At 73.7% G+C, this 17,158-nt stretch carries 25 protein-coding genes; 11 read left to right on the top strand and 14 right to left on the bottom strand.

Annotated elements, in window-relative coordinates; translation table 11 throughout:
• Nucleotides 1-59: 59 nt before the first annotated feature.
• Nucleotides 60-899 carry an endonuclease/exonuclease/phosphatase family protein gene (locus C1I92_RS26880; RefSeq protein WP_111257704.1) on the bottom strand — a complete coding sequence of 280 codons (840 nt, stop codon included), beginning with the start codon at nucleotides 897-899 and terminating at the stop codon, nucleotides 60-62.
• A gap of 96 nt (nucleotides 900-995) precedes the next feature.
• On the opposite strand from C1I92_RS26880, the gene C1I92_RS26875 reads away from it, so the two are divergent.
• Nucleotides 996-1,331: a hypothetical protein gene (locus tag C1I92_RS26875; protein WP_111257703.1), complete on the top strand. Its 336-nt coding sequence runs from the start codon at nucleotides 996-998 to the stop codon at nucleotides 1,329-1,331.
• Nucleotides 1,332-1,335: 4 nt separating this feature from the next.
• On the opposite strand, the gene C1I92_RS26870 is transcribed toward C1I92_RS26875, so the two are convergent.
• From C1I92_RS26870 to C1I92_RS26850, 6 genes are all read right to left on the bottom strand, one after another.
• A complete protein-coding gene (locus C1I92_RS26870) occupies nucleotides 1,336-1,623 on the bottom strand; it encodes an MFS transporter (RefSeq protein ID WP_146605302.1) in 288 nt (95 codons plus the stop codon).
• Nucleotides 1,596-2,138 (bottom strand): MFS transporter, encoded by a 543-nt coding sequence (locus tag C1I92_RS26865; RefSeq protein ID WP_111257701.1) that lies wholly within the window; start codon nucleotides 2,136-2,138, stop codon nucleotides 1,596-1,598. The genes C1I92_RS26870 and C1I92_RS26865 overlap by 28 nt, the downstream gene beginning before the upstream one ends.
• Nucleotides 2,120-2,365 (bottom strand): hypothetical protein, encoded by a 246-nt coding sequence (locus C1I92_RS33520; RefSeq protein ID WP_146605301.1) that lies wholly within the window; start codon nucleotides 2,363-2,365, stop codon nucleotides 2,120-2,122. The genes C1I92_RS26865 and C1I92_RS33520 overlap by 19 nt, the downstream gene beginning before the upstream one ends.
• A gap of 124 nt (nucleotides 2,366-2,489) precedes the next feature.
• The gene (locus tag C1I92_RS26860) at nucleotides 2,490-2,714 is read right to left on the bottom strand and encodes a DUF7218 family protein (RefSeq protein ID WP_111257700.1); all 225 of its coding nucleotides are present in this window, start codon (nucleotides 2,712-2,714) and stop codon (nucleotides 2,490-2,492) included.
• 69 nt (nucleotides 2,715-2,783) lie between these two features.
• Nucleotides 2,784-3,440, bottom strand: coding sequence for a fumarylacetoacetate hydrolase family protein (locus C1I92_RS26855; RefSeq protein ID WP_146605300.1), 657 nt, complete (start codon nucleotides 3,438-3,440; stop codon nucleotides 2,784-2,786).
• Nucleotides 3,433-4,113, bottom strand: coding sequence for a class I SAM-dependent methyltransferase (locus C1I92_RS26850; RefSeq protein WP_199521633.1), 681 nt, complete (start codon nucleotides 4,111-4,113; stop codon nucleotides 3,433-3,435). Before C1I92_RS26850 ends, C1I92_RS26855 begins: the two co-directional genes overlap by 8 nt.
• A 94-nt stretch (nucleotides 4,114-4,207) precedes the next feature.
• Between C1I92_RS26850 and C1I92_RS26845 the strand changes: the two genes are divergently transcribed.
• Nucleotides 4,208-4,435: a hypothetical protein gene (locus C1I92_RS26845; protein ID WP_111257697.1), complete on the top strand. Its 228-nt coding sequence runs from the start codon at nucleotides 4,208-4,210 to the stop codon at nucleotides 4,433-4,435.
• 144 nt (nucleotides 4,436-4,579) lie between these two features.
• Here the strand turns inward: C1I92_RS26845 and C1I92_RS26840 are convergent, their stop codons facing one another.
• The 4 genes from C1I92_RS26840 to C1I92_RS26825 form a co-directional block, all read right to left on the bottom strand.
• A complete protein-coding gene (locus C1I92_RS26840; protein ID WP_111257696.1) occupies nucleotides 4,580-5,584 on the bottom strand; it encodes an NADPH:quinone oxidoreductase family protein in 1,005 nt (334 codons plus the stop codon).
• 46 nt (nucleotides 5,585-5,630) lie between these two features.
• Nucleotides 5,631-5,996 carry a MerR family transcriptional regulator gene (locus C1I92_RS26835; RefSeq protein ID WP_111257695.1) on the bottom strand — a complete coding sequence of 122 codons (366 nt, stop codon included), beginning with the start codon at nucleotides 5,994-5,996 and terminating at the stop codon, nucleotides 5,631-5,633.
• A complete protein-coding gene (locus C1I92_RS34630; protein ID WP_199521631.1) occupies nucleotides 5,993-6,322 on the bottom strand; it encodes a hypothetical protein in 330 nt (109 codons plus the stop codon). Before C1I92_RS34630 ends, C1I92_RS26835 begins: the two co-directional genes overlap by 4 nt.
• A gap of 111 nt (nucleotides 6,323-6,433) precedes the next feature.
• Complete coding sequence (locus C1I92_RS26825) at nucleotides 6,434-7,408, bottom strand: helix-turn-helix transcriptional regulator (RefSeq protein WP_111257694.1); 975 nt, start codon at nucleotides 7,406-7,408, stop codon at nucleotides 6,434-6,436.
• 60 nt (nucleotides 7,409-7,468) lie between these two features.
• Between C1I92_RS26825 and C1I92_RS26820 the strand changes: the two genes are divergently transcribed.
• Nucleotides 7,469-7,876, top strand: a complete 408-nt coding sequence (locus C1I92_RS26820) for a RidA family protein (RefSeq protein ID WP_111257693.1) — start codon at nucleotides 7,469-7,471, stop codon at nucleotides 7,874-7,876.
• Nucleotides 7,873-8,352 carry a DUF488 domain-containing protein gene (locus C1I92_RS26815; protein ID WP_111257692.1) on the top strand — a complete coding sequence of 160 codons (480 nt, stop codon included), beginning with the start codon at nucleotides 7,873-7,875 and terminating at the stop codon, nucleotides 8,350-8,352. The genes C1I92_RS26820 and C1I92_RS26815 overlap by 4 nt, the downstream gene beginning before the upstream one ends.
• On the opposite strand, the gene C1I92_RS26810 is transcribed toward C1I92_RS26815, so the two are convergent.
• Complete coding sequence (locus C1I92_RS26810) at nucleotides 8,324-9,232, bottom strand: AraC family transcriptional regulator (protein WP_111257691.1); 909 nt, start codon at nucleotides 9,230-9,232, stop codon at nucleotides 8,324-8,326. The two genes, C1I92_RS26815 and C1I92_RS26810, sit on opposite strands and share 29 nt — an antisense overlap.
• A 122-nt stretch (nucleotides 9,233-9,354) precedes the next feature.
• Between C1I92_RS26810 and C1I92_RS26805 the strand changes: the two genes are divergently transcribed.
• Nucleotides 9,355-10,113 (top strand): SDR family NAD(P)-dependent oxidoreductase, encoded by a 759-nt coding sequence (locus C1I92_RS26805; RefSeq protein ID WP_111257690.1) that lies wholly within the window; start codon nucleotides 9,355-9,357, stop codon nucleotides 10,111-10,113.
• A 29-nt stretch (nucleotides 10,114-10,142) separates the two neighbouring features.
• Complete coding sequence (locus tag C1I92_RS26800) at nucleotides 10,143-10,904, top strand: class I SAM-dependent methyltransferase (RefSeq protein ID WP_111257689.1); 762 nt, start codon at nucleotides 10,143-10,145, stop codon at nucleotides 10,902-10,904.
• Nucleotides 10,905-10,918: 14 nt separating this feature from the next.
• Here C1I92_RS26800 and C1I92_RS26795 read toward each other — a convergent pair whose 3' ends face one another.
• On the bottom strand, nucleotides 10,919-11,689 hold the full coding sequence (locus C1I92_RS26795) for an alpha/beta fold hydrolase (RefSeq protein WP_199521629.1): 771 nt from the start codon (nucleotides 11,687-11,689) through the stop codon (nucleotides 10,919-10,921).
• A gap of 55 nt (nucleotides 11,690-11,744) precedes the next feature.
• Nucleotides 11,745-12,434: a helix-turn-helix transcriptional regulator gene (locus C1I92_RS26790; RefSeq protein WP_111257688.1), complete on the bottom strand. Its 690-nt coding sequence runs from the start codon at nucleotides 12,432-12,434 to the stop codon at nucleotides 11,745-11,747.
• A 92-nt stretch (nucleotides 12,435-12,526) separates the two neighbouring features.
• Here C1I92_RS26790 and C1I92_RS26785 point away from each other — a divergent pair, with 92 nt between their 5' ends.
• Genes C1I92_RS26785 through C1I92_RS26765 form a run of 5 tightly spaced genes read left to right on the top strand, consistent with a single transcriptional unit; the run spans nucleotide 12,527 to nucleotide 17,135 of the window.
• Nucleotides 12,527-13,120 (top strand): dihydrofolate reductase family protein, encoded by a 594-nt coding sequence (locus tag C1I92_RS26785; RefSeq protein WP_111257687.1) that lies wholly within the window; start codon nucleotides 12,527-12,529, stop codon nucleotides 13,118-13,120.
• Nucleotides 13,121-13,143: 23 nt separating this feature from the next.
• Nucleotides 13,144-13,704 (top strand): hypothetical protein, encoded by a 561-nt coding sequence (locus C1I92_RS26780; protein WP_111257686.1) that lies wholly within the window; start codon nucleotides 13,144-13,146, stop codon nucleotides 13,702-13,704.
• 44 nt (nucleotides 13,705-13,748) lie between these two features.
• Nucleotides 13,749-15,281, top strand: coding sequence for an apolipoprotein N-acyltransferase (gene lnt, locus C1I92_RS26775; protein ID WP_199521628.1), 1,533 nt, complete (start codon nucleotides 13,749-13,751; stop codon nucleotides 15,279-15,281).
• 4 nt (nucleotides 15,282-15,285) lie between these two features.
• Entirely contained in the window at nucleotides 15,286-16,221 is a 936-nt protein-coding gene (locus C1I92_RS26770; protein ID WP_111257685.1) for an NAD-dependent epimerase/dehydratase family protein, read from the top strand.
• Nucleotides 16,218-17,135 (top strand): RNA polymerase sigma-70 factor, encoded by a 918-nt coding sequence (locus C1I92_RS26765; RefSeq protein WP_111257684.1) that lies wholly within the window; start codon nucleotides 16,218-16,220, stop codon nucleotides 17,133-17,135. The genes C1I92_RS26770 and C1I92_RS26765 overlap by 4 nt, the downstream gene beginning before the upstream one ends.
• Nucleotides 17,136-17,158 lie beyond the last annotated feature (23 nt).

Genomic DNA, 17,158 nt, shown 5'->3' with positions numbered 1-17,158 from the left:
GCTCCACCCGGCCCAGCTCTGCTCGCAGCGTCATGCCCCCACGGTGCCCGCCCCGCCTGTCATCCCACTGTCATCCGGCTCGCCGGCGTGGTCAGGTCGCAGACGACGCCGAAGTGGTCGCTGGCCCAGGTGCCGTCGACGGGTTCGTCGAAGAGGCGCCGGCACGAGTCGACGGTGAGCGGCGGCGACCGGTCGAGGCAACGCAGCAGGACGTAGTCGATCCGGCGGCCGGAGATGCCGCGCCAGTCCGGCCCGACCAGCGGGTTGGCGGGCGTGAACGTGAGGCCGGGATCGCCGGGATGGCTGAACTCCCAGGCGTCCTGGTAGGCGACGCCGGCCCCGCCGAGCGACTGCCGGCCGGTCCAGAACCGCATGCTCGCCGACTCCGGCCGGGCGTCCATGTCGCCGGCGACGACGACCGGCAGGCGACGGCCGCCGGCGACGTGATCGACGAACGCGGCGCCGCGGACGGCCTGCAGCTCGCGCTCGTGTTCCAGCTCCACCCGCCAACTGGGCTTGTGGTTGGCGAACAGCAGCGGCCCGAGCGGCGTCGCCACCTCGACCGCCGCGCACTGGCCGACGAAATCCGACGGGTCGACGCGGTCGGTCACCCAGAGGTCGGTCTGGTCGACACGGCCGGGCTGCCAGCGGCTGACGATGGTGCAGCCGACGCCCTCGGCGGTGCGGGTGCCGTGGTGGACGACGGTGTACTCGGGGCCGAAGAGGTCCGCTGCCTGGTCGTAGTCGTCGGTGACGACGGTCTCCTGGAGCGCGACGAGGTCGGGCGCCAGGCGGGCGAACCCGTCGCGCAGCACCGCCCGCCGCGCCGTCCAGTCGCCGTGGCGTCCCCACACGTTGAGGGTCGCCACCCGGATCCGCGGGCTGGGGGAGTCGGCCATGGACGGCCACTACCCGGCCGGGGCAGGGCGCACACGTCGCCGGTGTTCGACCGGCGGCTCGTGGGTACGGCCCGATCAGGGGGAAGGGAGCGCGACATGACCGATCCGACCCACAAGGCCGTCACCGAGCCCGGCACGTCGGCCGACCATGCTGGTCAGACCCTCATCACCAGGGACCACGAGGTGATCCGCCGCTGGGCCGAGTCGCGGGACGCGACGCCGATCGGCAACGCGGACGGCACGACGGTGGCGCCACCCGGCACGCTCGGCCTGGCGCTGCCCGGCGACCCGGGCGGCGACGGACTCTCCTGGGAGCAGTGGTTCGAGTCGTTCGACCGGCACGACCTGCGCTTCGCCTACCGCGAGACCGAGGCCGACGGCACGGCCAGCACGTTCTGGGCCATCGACGCGTCCGGCAACGAGGAGGGCTGACGGCTCACGGCCGGAACGCCGTCGTGCCGCGGGCCAGCGCGACGACGGCGAGTCCGGCCAGGGCGACCACCCCCATGGCGACGGAGAGGCTGGTGGCGTCCGCGACCGGCCCGACGACGAGCGGGCCGCTGAACGAGCCGAGGTACCCGACGGTGGTGACGGCGGCGATCGCCACGGGTGCGGGGACCCGGCCCGCGTCCGGCGCCGCGCCGAGCACGACCGGTGCCAGCGCTGCCGCGCCCAGGCCGACGACGCCCCAGCCGGTCAGGCTGACCGCGGCCGACGTCGGCACCGCGGCGACGACGGTCCCGGCGACCACACCAGCCCGGCCGCCTGCACCGTCCGGCGCGGGCCGTGCCGATCCAGCAGCCGGCCGGCCGCGAGCCGGCCGGCGGCGAGCCCGAGGGCGAAGACGGTGAAGCCGGCGGCGGCGAGCGCCGGCCCGGCGTCCTTGTCGGTGCTCAGCTGGGCGGCGCTCCACTGGTAGGCGGTCCCGTCGATCAGGAAGGCGCAGAACGCGATCAGCCCGAGGACGGCCAGGCCGCGGCCGGGACGGGCCAGCGCTCGGCGTGCCGGCACCGTCTGCTCGCGGACGAAGCGGCGCGCGGCCAGCGCGGCGAGCACCAGGCCGGCGCCCGCCACGGCGGCGAAGTGCACCGGAACGGTCACGGCGGTCGCCGCCAGCGTCCCGGCGACCCCGCCGGCGACCAGGCCGAGCGAGCCCCAGGCGTGCAGGCGGGGGAGCACCGACCGCGAGCACCGCCGCTCGATCTCGACGCCCTGGACGTTCATCGCGACGTCGAGCACCTGTTGGCCAGCGCGAACACGGCGACGGCGGCGAGCAGCACGGCGAGTGTCCCGGCGGCGCCGGCGGCGACCAGCGCGGCCGCGAACACGGCGAACGCGATCGTCGTCGCGCGGCGGCTGCCCAGCCGGGCGACCACGACGGCGCCGACCGGCAGTCCCGCGACGGCCGCCCTCCAGGCACGCGGCGGTGGCGGCGAGCTCCACGACCGACAGGCCGAGTCCGTCACGGATCGCCGGGATCCGGGTGGCCCAGGTCGCCGACAGGACCGCCGTCAGCACGAAGACGGCGGCCGCCGGACGCCGTGCGGGCCCGGCCTCGCGGGCCGGACCCGTCACGCGGTCGCGTCCGGCTCAGCTCTTCTTGCTGGCTGCCTTGCCGCCCTTGCGGCCGGCCTCCTTCTTCTGCGCGGTCGTGCCGCCCTGCGAGCTGTTGCCGCCGGAGCCGCTCTGCTTCCCGCCGCGCTTCGAGGCGCCGGGGGAGTTGGCGATGCGCGCCGCCCGCTCCTTCGACATGCCCTTGTCCTTCAGGGCCTCGTACTGCTTCTCGTTCTTCACGTTCGCCGACTTGCCAGGCATGGCGACCTCCCCGTCTTTCGGTGGTGACGATCCCGTACCCGGTCCGCGGCGAGCGACACCCGCCGGTCGTCAGCCGAGGTCGAGGCTGACGGCGCCGCACCCGTCGATGTGCGCGCCCACCCGGTGACCGTCCCGCACCGCGACCTGGACGACCGATCCGGTGATGACGATGTCGCCGGCGTCGATGCGCTCGTCGACGGCGTCCAGCAGCCAGGCCGCCCGCAGCAGCAGCCGGTCGAGATCGCGGTGGACACAGCCCTGGGCGAGCACCAGGCCGTCGACGGTCACGGCGACGCGCGCCGCGGGCCGCGGGAACCCGGGGGTCCACGCGCCGAACGCGACCGCGCGGTGGAAGAGGTTCGCCGTGACGATGGCCGCCGGATCGTCGACGCCGCCGAGGTCGCACAGCTCCAGCGCCGTCGTGAACGCGCCGGCCGCCGCCCGCACCTCGTCGGGTCCGCCGTCCGGGTCGACCGGCCGGGTGAAGCGGACCGCCACTTCCGCGTCGGCGCGCGGCACGGCGTAGGCCGCGACGGAGCACCCCGACCCGGCCGTGAGCACGGTCCGCGACGTCAGGTGCCCGACGACCGGGCCGGGCCCGATCCGCTCCCGATCGCCCAGCCCGAGCTTCCAGCCGACCCGCGTCGCGCCGCCGTCCAGCGCGGCCTGTCGCAGGGCCAGCTGCTCCCGGAGCGCCGGCAGCAGCAGTGCGTCGCGGTCAGCCATCGCGACCACCCAGCAACGCGAGCACGCCGCGCGGCCGGTAGGAGCGCAGCGCCTGCAGCCGCAGCGGCCCTGAGTCCGCGCCGACGGTCAGCGCCTGGCGCGGCGTCCCCAGCTGGACGACGGCGGACCCGCCCGGCGCGAGGTGGCGGCCGATCACCGTCAGACAGCGCCGCATGACGTCGAGGCCGTCGGGGCCGCCGTCGATGGCGTGCACCGGATCGTCGGGGAACCGGCCGACGGCGTCGGAGGGCACCCAGGGCGGGTCGGCGAGGATCAGCGCGAACCGCTCGCCGGGCCGCAACGCGTCATCGACGCCGGCCCGGCGCACCTCGACGCGGCCGCGGCGGGAGCGGCCCGACCGCGCGGCGTTGACGCCGGCGAAGCGGCAGGCCGCGGGGTCGGCGTCGACCTGGACCAGGTGGCGGTCGCTGCCGGCGACGGCGAGCAGCCCGATCTGCCCGGCGCCGGCGCACAGTTCCAGGACCGGCCCGGGCGGGGCGGCGCGGATCAACTCGGCGGCCCACCGGGCCTGGTGGACCGTCCACGGCCGGGGCCGCAACACCGTCGCGTCGAAGGCGATCGACAGCGATCCGAACACCATGTGCTCGACGCCGGCTCGCGCCGCCTCTGCCGCCACCCCGTTCACGGCTGTACCGGTACCCAGCGAGGCCACGCCCGACACGGTGCGCGCGGGGCCAGGTCATGCGTACGTCGCCGCCGGGTACGGACGTGGCATGGCCGTGACCAGTGGTTCTGCCCGTCCGCACATGCCGTCGGATGTGCGACCGGGGCTGGGCTGGTTCGACCGGTTCGCCGATCGCGCGTCCCGGTTCTCCCAGGCCTGGTTCTTCGCCTTCTGCGTGTTGCTCGTGGTGGTGTGGGCCCCGTCGTTCCTCATGGCCTCGTCGACCCGGCACTCGTCGGAGCTGGACGAGGACATCTCCGAGCTGCGCAAGGCGGTCGGCCTGGAGGACCGGGAGAGCTCGTCGACATGACCCACGAGGACGGCGAGCTGATGCACGCCACCGACGGCGCCGAGGACGACGTCGTGGGCGCTGAGCACGCCACGCTCGACGAGCAGGAACGGCTCGAACAGCGCCGTCGGGCCCAGCTGGATGAGGCAGGACGTCCAGGCGTTCCTAGCGCCAGGGATCGAGGGCGAGCTTGCCATGGGTCCGGCCCGCCTCGAGTCGCTGCAGCACTGTTGGTCCCTCGGCCAGCGGATGGACATGGGGGGTGCCGGGCGGGTACACGCCGTCGGCGATGAGCGCCTCGAGCTCGACCAGCAACGACTGGTAGAGGGACGGGGCCGCGAGCGCCAGCGCCCCGATGTGCAGACCCTTGACCTGGACCCGGTGGGTGAACACCAGATCGTGCGTGGTCAGAGTGGCATCGCCGGAAGCGGCACCGAGCACGACAACACGTCCGGTGAAGGGTTTGGTCACCGACAGGCTCACCCTGAACGTGGCCTGGCCGACCGATTCCAGGACCAGATCGACTCCGCCCGTCAGGCGCGTGATCACCTCAGCCAGGTCGGGGCGTCGGCTGTCCAGGACCTCGTCGGCGCCGAGCGCTTCGACTGCGTCGTGCTTGGCTGGTGATGCTGTCGCGATCACACGCGCACCATAGTGGCGGGCAAGGCGGACAGCGGCCTGCCCCACGCCGCCGGCCGCGGCATGAATGAGCACCACCTCACCCGTCTGGATCCCGCCCAGCGACGTGAGCGCCGCCAGGGCGGTGCCCCAGTTCAGGACCAGGCCGAGAGCTTCGGCGTCGCTCCAGCCGGACGGCACGGGACGTACGCCTGCGGCCGGCATCGTCATGTATTGCGCGAAGGCGCCCGGGCCGGTTCCGACGACGTGGGTGCCGAGCCGCAGCGGGCTGTCGACATCCGGGCCGACGCCCATGATCTCACCGGCGGCCTCGAAGCCTGCCACATAGGGCGCCTGCGGGCCTGCGCCGTACGTTCCATGGGTCTGCATGACATCGGCGAAGTTGACGCCGGCGGCGCCGACGCGGATCAGGTACTCGCCGGGTCCGGCGGCCGGGCGGCGGTGATCGGTCGCGAGGGTTAGATCCTTCGGTCCCCGGTGCGACCGCTGGACCAGTGCCCGCATGGCGTGCTGCTGCTCGTCGATCTCCATGCGCCGAACGTAGGAGTCTGACACTTGCGTCAAGGTCAAGCGGTGCTCAGAGATCAGTACGGCGGGCCGCCTGCAGGTAGGCGTCGAGTGCCGCCTGCTGATCGCTGAGAACGGCGATGCGAAGAGCGAGTCGATCGCGATAGCTCTGCACCTCGTGCAGGAACTCCGTGCACGCCACGTCGGCGCCGGCATCGGATCCGTCAGCGAGGCCGGGCAGGACTTCCCTGATCAACCGCACGGGCAGCCCGGACTCCAGCAGCGAGCGGATGACGAGCACCCGGTCGAGAGTGGACTGGCAGTAGTCGCGGAATCCGTTGCCGAAACGACCGGGGACGATCAGGCCTTCATCCTCGTAGTGCCGCAGCGATCGCGCACTCACGCCGCTGACCCTGGACGCCTCGCCGATCTTCACACCTGCGGCCAACGTCCGGGAGCGCCGCGATCTTCCACCGGCCAGCCGGCGTGGACGACCTCTCCGCCGGCGATGACGAGGGCGCGCGGCGGGCAGCGGACCAGCGCGTCCTGGACGTTCTCGGCGTCGAGCAGGACGATGTCGGCGCGCGCTCCGGGGACGAGGTCGTGCGTGGCGCGGCCGAGGTCACCGCCATCGTCGCCGCGATCGACGGCGCCTCCGGCCGAAGAGATGGACGTGTGCCGGTGAGCACCGCCGGGACAGCGCGGCAGGGATGGTGTGGGATCGCTACGAGAACGCTGCGGCATCGCTGTCGTCGGGGCCACAGCGGTCTCACACCGTTGTCGTACTGACCTCGCATCGCTCGGGCCCGGCGACCCACGGGAAGCAGCAGAAGAGCCCGAAATCCTGGCCTTCTTCGACTACGCCGACGGCGCCTATGAGCCGCGAGCGTACTGGCTGACGAGCGCGGCGGCGCGGTCGCGGAGGGAGTCGCGCAACCACTGCGGCGTCAACGCCTCCCCGTCCGTCCCGAGCCGCCACAGCGCCCACTCGGCGTGCCGCGCGTCCTGGAACGTCACCTCCAGCCGCAGCCGGCCGTCGGCGTCCGTCGTCTCGGTCAGGACGGCCAGCGCGGTGCCGGCCAGCTCCTCCCGTCGCGCCGGGTTCAGCCCGGCCACGACGGTGACCTGGTCGCCGCCGGTGCGGAACAAGGTGCTGCGCTCCAGCCAGGCCTGATCCAGGTCGACCCGGTCCGCTCGCTGGGCGGGCTCGGGCAGCTCCTCGGCGGCCAGGATCCGCGACAGCCGGTAGGTGCGGTCCGCACCCGACCGTGTCGCCAGCAGGTAGCCCTGGTCGCGGACGGTGACCAGGCCGATCGGGTCGACCGTCCGCCACGTCGGCGCCCGGCCCGCCGCCGCGTAGTGCAGGCGCAGCTTGCGTCCGGAGAACACCGCCCGGCGGACCTCGGCCACGACGGCGTCAGGCGCCTCGTCGGCGACCAGGCGGCGCGAGAGCAGGTCGGTCTCGGGGTCGATGAGCAGCCGCTGCGTCGCGCCGGCCGCGGTCGCCCGCTGGCCCTCCGGCAGCGCGTCGACGACCTTGAGCATGGCCGACGCGAGCGCGGAGCCCAGGCCGAACGCGTGCGCGCCCCGCCGTGACCCCGCGACCAGCAGCGCCAGCGCCTCGTCGTGACTCAGCCCGGTCAGCTCGGTGTGGAAGCCGGGCAGCAGCGCGAACCCGCCGTGCCGGCCGCGTTCGGCGTAGACCGGGACGCCGGCGGCGGACAGCGCCTCGATGTCGCGCAGCACCGTCCGGGTGGAGACCTCCAGCTCGCGGGCCAGCCGGGTCGCGGACAGCCGCCCGTGCTGACGGAGCAGCAGGACCAGCGAGACCAGCCGGTCGGCGCGCATGCGGAAGAGCCTACTGAATACACGACAGAAGGTGTCGTGATTCGCTGCGAGGCTGGTCCCATGACGACACAGACGCAGCGAGCGGCGATCAACCCGTGGACGTGGTCGGCGGCGCTCGGCTTCAATCAGGGCGAGCTCGTCACCGAGCCGGCCCGCACCCTGTACCTCGCCGGGCAGACCGCGATGAGCGGCGATGGCACCCCCCAGCACGCGGGCGACCTGGCGGCGCAGCTGGCGCTCAGCCTGGACAACCTGGAGGCGGTGCTCGACGAGGCCGGCATGTCGCTGGCGAACCTCGTCCGCCTCAACGTCTACACCACCGACGTCGACGGGCTGTTCGAGCACTACGGTGTGCTGGCGGCGCGGCTGGGCGCCGCCGGGGTGGCGCCGGTGACCACGATGCTCGGGGTGACCCGGCTGGCAGTGCCGGCCCTGCTGGTCGAGCTGGAGGGAACGGCTGTCGCGTGATCGTGACCATCGGCGTCTACGGCTTCGACGCCGAGTCGTTCCTGCGCCGGCTCCGGGACGCGGACGTCCGCCTGCTGCTGGACGTGCGCCAGCGGCGGGCGGTCCGCGGACCGGAGTACGCGTGGGCGAACTCGCTCCGGCTGCAGGCGGCGCTGGCCGGGGCCGGGATCGCCTACGCGCACCACCCCGAGCTGGCCCCGACGACGCGGTTGCGGCAGCTCCAGTACGCCGAGGACGACCGGCAAGGCGTCGGCAAGCGCTCGCGCCGGGAGCTCGCCGCGGAGTACGCCCGCCGCTACACCGCCGAGATCCTGGACCGCGCCGACCTCGCGCCGATCGTGGCGGCGCTGCCGGACGACGCGGCCGCCGCCCTGTTCTGCGTCGAGCGCGACCCGGAGGCCTGTCACCGCTCGCTGATCGCCCGGCGGCTGGCCGAGCGGCACGGCGTCACCGTCGAGCACCTGCGTCCGGCGTGACAGCCGTGGCGTGGAAGCGCTGGGCGTCGTGGCGGGGGGAGGCGCCGAAGCGGCGCTTGTAGTCGCGGCTGAACTGGGACGGGCTCTCGTAGCCGACGGCGTGCGCGATGCCGGCGATGTCGCCGTGGTCGGCGAGGACGCGCACCCGCGCCTCCTGCAGCCGCAGCTGCTTCTGGAACTGGATCGGGCTCAGCGACGTGACAGCCTGGAAGCTGCGGTGGAAGGCGGACGGGCTGAGCCGGGCCATCCGGGCCAGCTCGTCGACGCGGACGGGGTCGGCGTAGCGCTCGCGCAGGAAGCGCACCGCGTGGGCCACCCGGTTGAGCCGGCTGCCGGCCAGGCCGAGCTGGCCGACGGAGGCGCCGTGCGGGCCGCGCAGCAGCAGCCAGGTCAGCTCGCGTTCGACCAGCGGCGCGAGCACCGGAAGATCCCGCGGCCGGTCCAGCAGCCGCACCATCCGGGTGACCGCCTCGACGAGGTCGTCGCCGGCGTCGCCGACCATGACCGCCGGGGGCGTGGCGCCGGTGGCCCGGGGGAGCGCTGCGGCCGCCGGATGCAGCAGCAGCTCGGCGATCAGCGCCGGCCGCAGCGTCAGCGCGAACCCGAGCGCGGGCGTCTCGCGGCTCGCCCCGATGAAGTGGCCGGTCGTCGGCAGGTCGACCGACGTGACGAGGGACTGGCCGGCCCGGTACGTGTACACCTGGTCGCCGACGGCGAGCCGTTTCGCGCCCTGGACGAGCAGCACGGCCAGCGTGCCCGTCATCGAGAACTCGGGCGGGCCGGCGCTGCTGATCGCCGAGATCACGGCGCTCTCGCCGATCGGCACCTCGCCCGGCGCGTGCCGGGTGTGCCGCCGGATCAGCTCGCGCAGTTCGTCCATGGTTCGATTCCGTCCGACTGAGCAGGATCGGGCAAGAGGTCGCGACGAATGCTCTACCTCTGAGCGGCCCGTACCGGCTTGACTTGTCACGTCAGAGCCAGTGTACGGAAAGAGGGAAGAGTATGAGCGTCGCAGTGATCATCGGGGGAAGCGCCGGGATCGGGCAAGCTGCCGCCGTGGCGGCAGCCCGCCGCGGGTTCGGCGTCGTCGTCACCTACCGGCAGCATCCGGAGGGCGCCGACGAGACGCTGCGAGCGGTCAAGGAGCTCGGCGGGACGGCGGTCGCGCTGCCGCTCGACGTCGGCGACGTGGCCTCGTTCGGCGGGTTCGCCGAGCGGCTGCGCGAGACCGTCGCCGCGACCTGGCAGACGGATCGGATCCAAGCGCTGGTCAACAACGCCGGCATCGGCGAGAGCGCGATGCTCGGCGACATCACCGAGGAGCTGTACGAGCGGCTGCACCGGGTGCTGCTGAAGGGGCCGCTGTTCCTCACCCAGGCGCTGGCGCCGCTGCTCGCCGACGGCGCCGCGATCGTCAACACCAGCAGCTCGTCCACCAAGGCGGCCGGGCTCACCCCCGGCTACTCGGTGTACGGATCGCTGAAGGGCGGCCTGGTCGTGCTGACCCGCTACCTGGCCAAGGAGCTGGCCGGCCGCGGGATCCGGGTCAACTCGGTGTCGCCCGGCCCGACCCGCACCCGCCTCAGCGACGACGCGTTCGAGCGGTTCCCGGAGCTGATCGCCCCGCTGGCGGCGCGGACGGCGCTCGGCCGGATCGGCGAACCGGACGACGTCGGCGCCGTCATCGCGTTCCTGATCTCCGACGACGCCCGCTGGATCACGGGCCAGGACATCGAGGCGTCCGGTGGCTACGACCTGTGATCGGCTCGCTCAGCCGCTAGCGTCGGCGCGTGGCCTTCGACTACGACAGTGAGCTGCGCGACCTCGACCCGCCGTTCCGGGCCGCGCTCGGCATCCGCGCCGGCGACCGGGTGCTGGACGTCGGGTGCGGCAGCGGCCGCACGACGCTCGACGCCGCGCGGATCGCCGCCGACGGCGGCGCGCTGGGCGTCGACGTCTCCGCTGCGCGGGTCGAGGACGCGCGCCGCCTCGCGGCCGCCGAGGGCGTGGCGAACGTCGCGTTCGAGGTCGCCGACGCCCAGTCGCACCCGTTCGTCACCGCCGGGTTCGACCTGGTGATGAGCCGGTTCGGGACGATGTTCTTCGCCGACCCGGCGGCGGCGTTCGCGAACCTCGCGCGGGCGTCCCGGCCCGGCGGCCGGCTGGCGATGATGGTCTGGCAGGACCGCGCCGCCAACGAGTGGGCCGGCCCGCTGATCGACGCCGTCCTGGGCGGGGCGGAGCAGCGTCCGGCCGACGACAGCGCGTTCTCACTCGCCGACCCGGACGCGACGCGGGCGCTGCTGACGTCCGCCGGGTTCCGCGACGTCGAGTTCGCCGAGGTCGCGCGGCCGGTCTGGTACGGCGCCGACGTCGACGAGGCGTTCGACGCGGTGGTCCAGCTGCAGGACGTGCGGGAGGTGCTCGGCCGGTTCGCCGGCGCCGGCCTGGATCGGGCCCGGGAGCGGCTGCGCGCGCAGCTCGCCGCGCACGCCACTCCGGCGGGCGTGCGGTTCGACGCCCGCGCCTGGATCGTCACCGCGCGTCGCTGACGCGGCGGCGGTGATCACTCTTGCAGGAACGCCGTCACCATCGGCAGCATCAGGTCGGGCCGGATGACCTGCATGTGCGGCGTCCCCGGCAGGATCGCCAGCTGCGCGTCCGGGACCAGCCGCTTCATCTCGACGGCGTGCTCGAGGCGGACGAAGTCGGTGTCGCCGATGATGATCAGGACCGGCATGGTGAGCCGGGCCAGCTCCTCGTCGGTCCACCCGTCGAAGTCGTGCACCGCCGGCTGGACCACTCCCACGGACGCGAAGAAGTCCTCGGTGCGCGGCGCAACGTCCTCGAAGGCGCGGATCATGGCCGCCCCCTCCGCCTCGGTCGGCATCCGCGGCGAGTCCAGGTCGAGCGCGGTGATCTCGGGGTAGTAGGCCTCAGACCGGGTCGCCCCGAAGTGTGAGGCGGCCACCACGAGCCGGCCGACCCGCTCCGGCGCGACGACGGCGACGTCGGTCGAGACCAGCCCGCCCAGGCTGTAGCCGAGGAAGTCCGCGCGCTCGATGCCGAGCCGGTCGAGCAGCGCGATCACGTCCTCGGTGCACTGCCGGATGGAGAACGGCCGGTCGCCGAGGGCCGTGTGCCCGTGCCCCTGCAACTCGACGCCGATGACGGTGCGCTCGGCGGTCAGCGTCGGCAGCAACGCGTCGAAGCTCCCGTGGAACGTGAGCATGCCGCCGTGCAGCATGATCAGCGGCGGACCGGGCCGGTCGGCGCCGAGGATCTCGTAGTAGAGGTCGATGCCGTTCACCGAGGCGTACGTACCCTGTTGCCGCATGCCCGGAGTGAATCATCCGGCCGGTCGGCCCGTCTTGTATCGAACCGAAGCCGCCTCACAGCGCCAGGAACGAGACGCCGGCCCTCAGCTCGGCCGGGGTCTGACCCGTCGCCCACCGCATCGCCCGGGTGAGCTGCGGATGGTCGTAGTACCCGCAGGCGCTGACCACGTCGGCGATCGCTCGTCCCGCCGTGAGCAACTGCGCGGCCTGCCGTGCCTGCTCGATGGCGACGAGCTTGCGGTGCGAGATGCCGGCCGACCGGCGGAACCGGAGCTGCGCCGTCCGCTCCGACATGCCGCGTGGTCGTTCCCCGTGCCGGATCTCGTCGACGAGGGGGTCGAAGCGCAACAGGCCCGTGCGCACCAGCCGGCCGACGAAGACGTCGACGTTCTGCTTGGTCGGCAGCTCCCACTCCCGGTTGTCCAGCAGCATCCGCCTGCCCGGCAGGACCGGCACCAACGCGTCTCTGTGGTCGGTCAGCCCGGAGGGCGGGTGCAGCGGCAGATACGCGCCGAGGCGCAGCTCGACGCCGAAGAACTCCCAGCCCTCCGGGCAGGTCAGTGACGTGCCGACCGTCTCCGGGCCGTGCAGATGCACCTGCACCACGCCGCCGTTCCGCGAGAACGAGATCATGGTCGAGGCCTTGACCGCCGAGGCGAACCCGGTCGTCGCATGACAGCTCGCCGACCACACCCGCTGGACCAGCGGGAGCTCGCCGGCGACGGCGGTGAAGGTCAGCCCCACGCGGTGCCATGGTAGACGGTGCTGCCGCCGGCGATGAGTTCCGGCGCCGGGCCGGGTCCGTAGCCTGTGCAGGACGCGACCAGGAGGGCTAGATGAGCCGCATCTTCTCCAGCTTCACCATGTCCCTCGACGGCTTCGTCGCCTACCCGGACGACTCGGTCGGCGATCTCTTCGACTGGTACCGCAACGGCGACGTCGAGGTGACGCCGGCCGGGTACCCGATCACGTTCCGGATGTCCGCCGCCTCGGCCGACTACTGGCGGCGCAACGACACCGAGGGCGTGTTCGTTTGCGGCCGCCGGATCTTCGACCACGCCAACGGCTGGGGCGGCCGGCCGCCGAACGACTCGCCGACGTTCGTCGTCACGCACCGGCCGCCGCCGGCGAACTGGCCGCCGGTCCCGGACGCGCCGTTCACCTTCGTCGACTCGTTGGAGAGCGCGCTGGACCAGGCCCGGGTGGTGGCGGACGGCCGCGACATCAACGTCGCCGGGCCGGACATCGCCCAGCAGTGCCTCAACCTCGGCGTGCTGACCGAGGTCCGGGTCGACCTGGTGCCGATCCTCATGCGGGCCGGCGTCCGCTACTTCGACAACCTCCAGAACGAGCACACGCACCTCGAGCTGATCGAGCTCGTGGAAGGCAAGAATGTCACCCATCTGCGCTACCGGGTCAGCTACGACTGACCCCGGCATCGGAAGGGGCGGCGATGGGGGCGTTCGTCAGGCTGGCCGGGCTGCTGGCCGCGACCGGACTGGTACTGGGCGGGATCGGGGAGCGCCCGCCGCGCCTCCCGCCGATGGAGGGCGGCGGCGGGGCGAGCCTGCCGGACTGGCCCGCGGACACGCCGTGGACCATGCCCGACCTCGGGCTGTGCATCGACCGGCCCGGCGAGATCACCCTCACGGGCGCGACGCTGGAGCACAGCGACGGGCTGCGCCTGGACGCGTTCGCGGTGCGGGAGGCGGACTGGACCGGGACCAGGTACCCGGCGCCGGCGGACGGCTCCGGCGTCGCGACGCTGGAGGACTACGGGTTCGACCCGGCGGACCGCACGATCGACACCGTCTGCCCGGCCGACGAGACCGACCCCGACGCGCCGCTGATGCAGCTGGGCCTGCAGTTCTCCAAGCCGTCCGACGCGACGGCGCGCGGCGCGGTCGTCGCGCTGACCTATGACTCGGCGGGGCAGTCGTTCGTGCACCGGATCTGGTTCGAGCTGGTGCTCTGCGAAGGACCGGTCGACGCCGCCGGGTGCCAGCCCTTCTGAGCCGGCTCGTAGGATGGCGGGCACCGTGAGGAAGGGGTGGCCGGGTGCCGACGCTCGCCGCCTGGACCGGCCGTCCGGTCCGGCAGCGGCGCATCGTCAGCGCCGCGTTGATGCTGGTGGTCGCCCTGCTGTGGTGGCTGGCGCTGCCGCCGCGCGACTGGTGGGTGCTGTTCCCGCTGGGTGTGGCCGGGTTCGTGCTGGCGCTGGCCGGGCACCGGCTGCGCGACCGGCTCTGGCTCGGCGCGCTCGGCGGCGCCGTCCACTACGTCGTCGCGCTGCGGTGGCTGATCGACTTCAACTCGGCGGGCTACGTCGCGGTCGCGGTGCTGGAGACGGTGCTGCTGACGCTGGTCGCGGCGGCGTCGCCGGGCCTGTCGGCCGGGAAGCGGGCCGGCTGGTGGCTCGTCGCGCCGATGCTGCTGGTGCTGCTGGAGGCCGTGCAGTACCGGTTCCCGTTCGGCGGCTTCCCGCTGCCGGCGTTCGGGCTCGGTCTCACCGACAGCCCGTTCCTGGCCGCGGCGCCGCTGGGCGGGGCGCTGCTGGTGACGGCGCTGGCCGCGCTCACCGGCGGCGCGCTGGCGGCGCTCGTCGCGGGGTCGAACCGGGCCCGGCTGGCCGCCGCGGGGACGGCCGTCGTCGCCGTCGGCGCGCCGCTCGCGCTGAGCGGCCTCGACGCGACGGACGGGGCGGGCAGCATGGACGCCGTCATCGTGCAGGGCGGCGGGCCGCGCGGACTGCGGGCGATCTTCGTCGACTCGATGGACGCGACCAACCGGCATCTGGAAACCCTGGAGCAGGTCGAGGGCGAGCCCGACGTCGTGCTGCTGCCGGAGAACGTCGCCGACACCGACGGGCCGATCGCCGGCACCGCGCTGGACGAGGCGTTCGCCGAGCAGGCCCGCCGGCTGAACACGACGCTGATCGTCGGCGTCACCGAGGGGGAGGACGACGGGTTCCGCAACGCCTCCGTCGTGTGGGGGCCCGACGGTGAGGTCGTCGACCGGTACGAGAAGGAGCACCGGGTCCCGTTCGGCGAGTACATCCCGCTGCGCGGCCTGTTCGAGGCGCTCAGCGACGACACCCGGTTCGTGCCGCGCGACGCGATCGTCGGTACGGGCGACGCCGACGTGGAGGCCGCCGGGCGGCCGCTGGCGATCGTCATCTCCTACGAGGTGTTCTTCGCCGACCGGGTCGCCGAGGGCGTGCGCGACGGCGGCGAGCTCGTGCTGGCGCCGACCAACGCGTCGTCATACGTCGGCGAGGAGGTGCCGGCCATCGAGGTGGCCGCGTCCCGGCTGCGGGCACGCGAGTTCGGCCGCACCGTTCTGCAGGCCGCGCCCACCGGCTACTCCGCGATCGTCCTGCCGGACGGGTCGGTGGCCCAGCTCAGCGGGCTGGGCACGCAGGAGCTGCTGGAGCGGGAGGTGCCGCTGCGCACCGGGCTGACGCCGTACGCCCGCACCGGCGACTGGCCGGTCCTGACCTTGGTCGCGCTCACACTGGCCGCCGCGTATGTCACGGCACGCCGGGCTGTCTCGTCTCGGGTGAAGGGAGTAGACACCGGACGAGGAGCGTGACGTCATGCGGGTGTTCGTGGCGGGCGGCAGCGGGGCGATGGGGCGGCGGCTGGTGCCGCGCCTGGTCGCACGTGGGCACGAGGTCACCGCGACCACGACGAGCCCGGGCCGGCTGGGGATGCTGAGCCGGCTCGGCGCCACTGGCGTGCTGATGGACGGGCTGGACCCGGCGTCGGTCGGCGAGGCGGTGGCGCGCGCCCGGCCCGACGCGATCGTGCACCAGATGACCGCGCTGTCGCCGGAGCACATCGGCAAGCCCGACTTCCGGCACCCGGAGCGGTTCGCCGCCATCACCAACCGGCTGCGGACGTCCGGCACGGATCACCTGCTGGCCGCCGCCGAGGCGATCGGCGTCACGTACGTCGTCGCACAGAGCCTCGCCAACTGGCCCGCGAACCGCGCGGCCGGCCCGGTGACCGAGGACGAGCCGCTGGTGACCGAGGACCTGCCGCCGAGGCTGCGAATCGTCAGCCGGCCGCTGCGCTACCTCGAGGAGGCGGTGGTCATGGCCGGCGGCGCCGCGCTGCGCTACGGCGGCTTCTACGGACCCGGCGGCGGCATCGAGGAGCAGATCGACCTCGTCCGCAAGCGGCGGATGCCCGTCATCGGCGGCGGCGCCGGGTACTTCTCCTGGGTGCACATCGACGACGCGGCCGACGCTACCGTGCTGGCGATGGAGCAACGGGCGAGCGGGGTGTTCAACATCGTCGACGACGAGCCGGCCCAGGTGCGCGAGTGGCTGCCGTACCTGGCCGAGTGCGTCGGCGCGAAGCGGCCGCTGCGGCTGCCGGCGTGGCTGGTCCGGCCGCTGGCCGGCGAGATGGGAGTGGCGATCATGACCCAGGGGCGGCCGTTCGCCAATGCCAAGGCCCGGCGCGAGCTCGGCTGGGAGCCGCGCTACCCGTCCTGGCGCGAGGGTTTCAAGGAGGAGGCGGCATGAGGGACGCCGAGGAGTTCGAGGAGCTGCGGCCGCTGCTGTTCTCGATCGCGTACCGGCTGCTGGGCAGCGTGAGCGAGGCCGAGGACGCGGTGCAGGAGACCTGGCTGCGCTACCAGGGCACGGCGACGCGGCCGGTGTCGGTGAAGGCGTACCTGTCCGCCGTCGTCACCCGGGTGTCGATCGACGTGCTGCGCTCGGCCCGGGTGCGCCGCGAGGAGTACGTCGGCCCGTGGCTGCCCGAGCCGCTGGCCGACGACCCGTACGAGGACCCCGCCCGGTCCGCCGAGCTGGCCGACTCGGTGTCGATGGCGGCGCTGTTGCTGCTGGAGCGGCTCAGCCCGCTGGAGCGCGCGGTGTTCGTGCTGCGCGACGTGTTCGCGTTCGGCTTCCCGGAGATCGCCGCAGCGGTCGGCCGGTCCGAGGCGGCCTGCCGCCAGCTCGCCGTCCGGGCCCGCCGGCACATGGACGAGGGCCGGCCGCGGTTCGAGGCGGACCGGCGCGAGCGCGAGGAGCTGGCCGCCCGCTTCTTCGACGCCGTCCGCGACGGCGACGTCGACCAGCTGCGCGAGCTGCTCGCGGCCGACGTGCAGATGGTCGGCGACGGCGGCGGCAAGGCGCCGGCGCTGGCCAAGGGCGTGGTCGGCGCCGACAACGTCGCCAGGCTGACCGCCGGGTTCTTCCCGGTCCTGACGCAGATCGGCGCCGTGCTGGAGCCGCGCACGCTGAACGGCCAGCCCGGCGCGGTGGTCCGTGACAAGGACGGCGCGCTGATCGGGACGATGACGCTGGACGTGCTGGACGGGAAGATCCAGGCGATCCGGTCCGTCGTCAACCCGGACAAGCTCGCTCACCTCGGACCGCTCTCCGACGCGTGGGCGCTGGCGCACGAGGTCCGCCGGGCCCGTCGCGGCTAGGGGGTGGCTGACGGATCTTCGGC

The organism is Jiangella anatolica, from assembly GCF_003236295.1.
In the GTDB taxonomy this organism is placed as follows: domain Bacteria; phylum Actinomycetota; class Actinomycetes; order Jiangellales; family Jiangellaceae; genus Jiangella; species Jiangella anatolica.
This window is presented reverse-complemented; position numbering and strand designations above follow the sequence as displayed.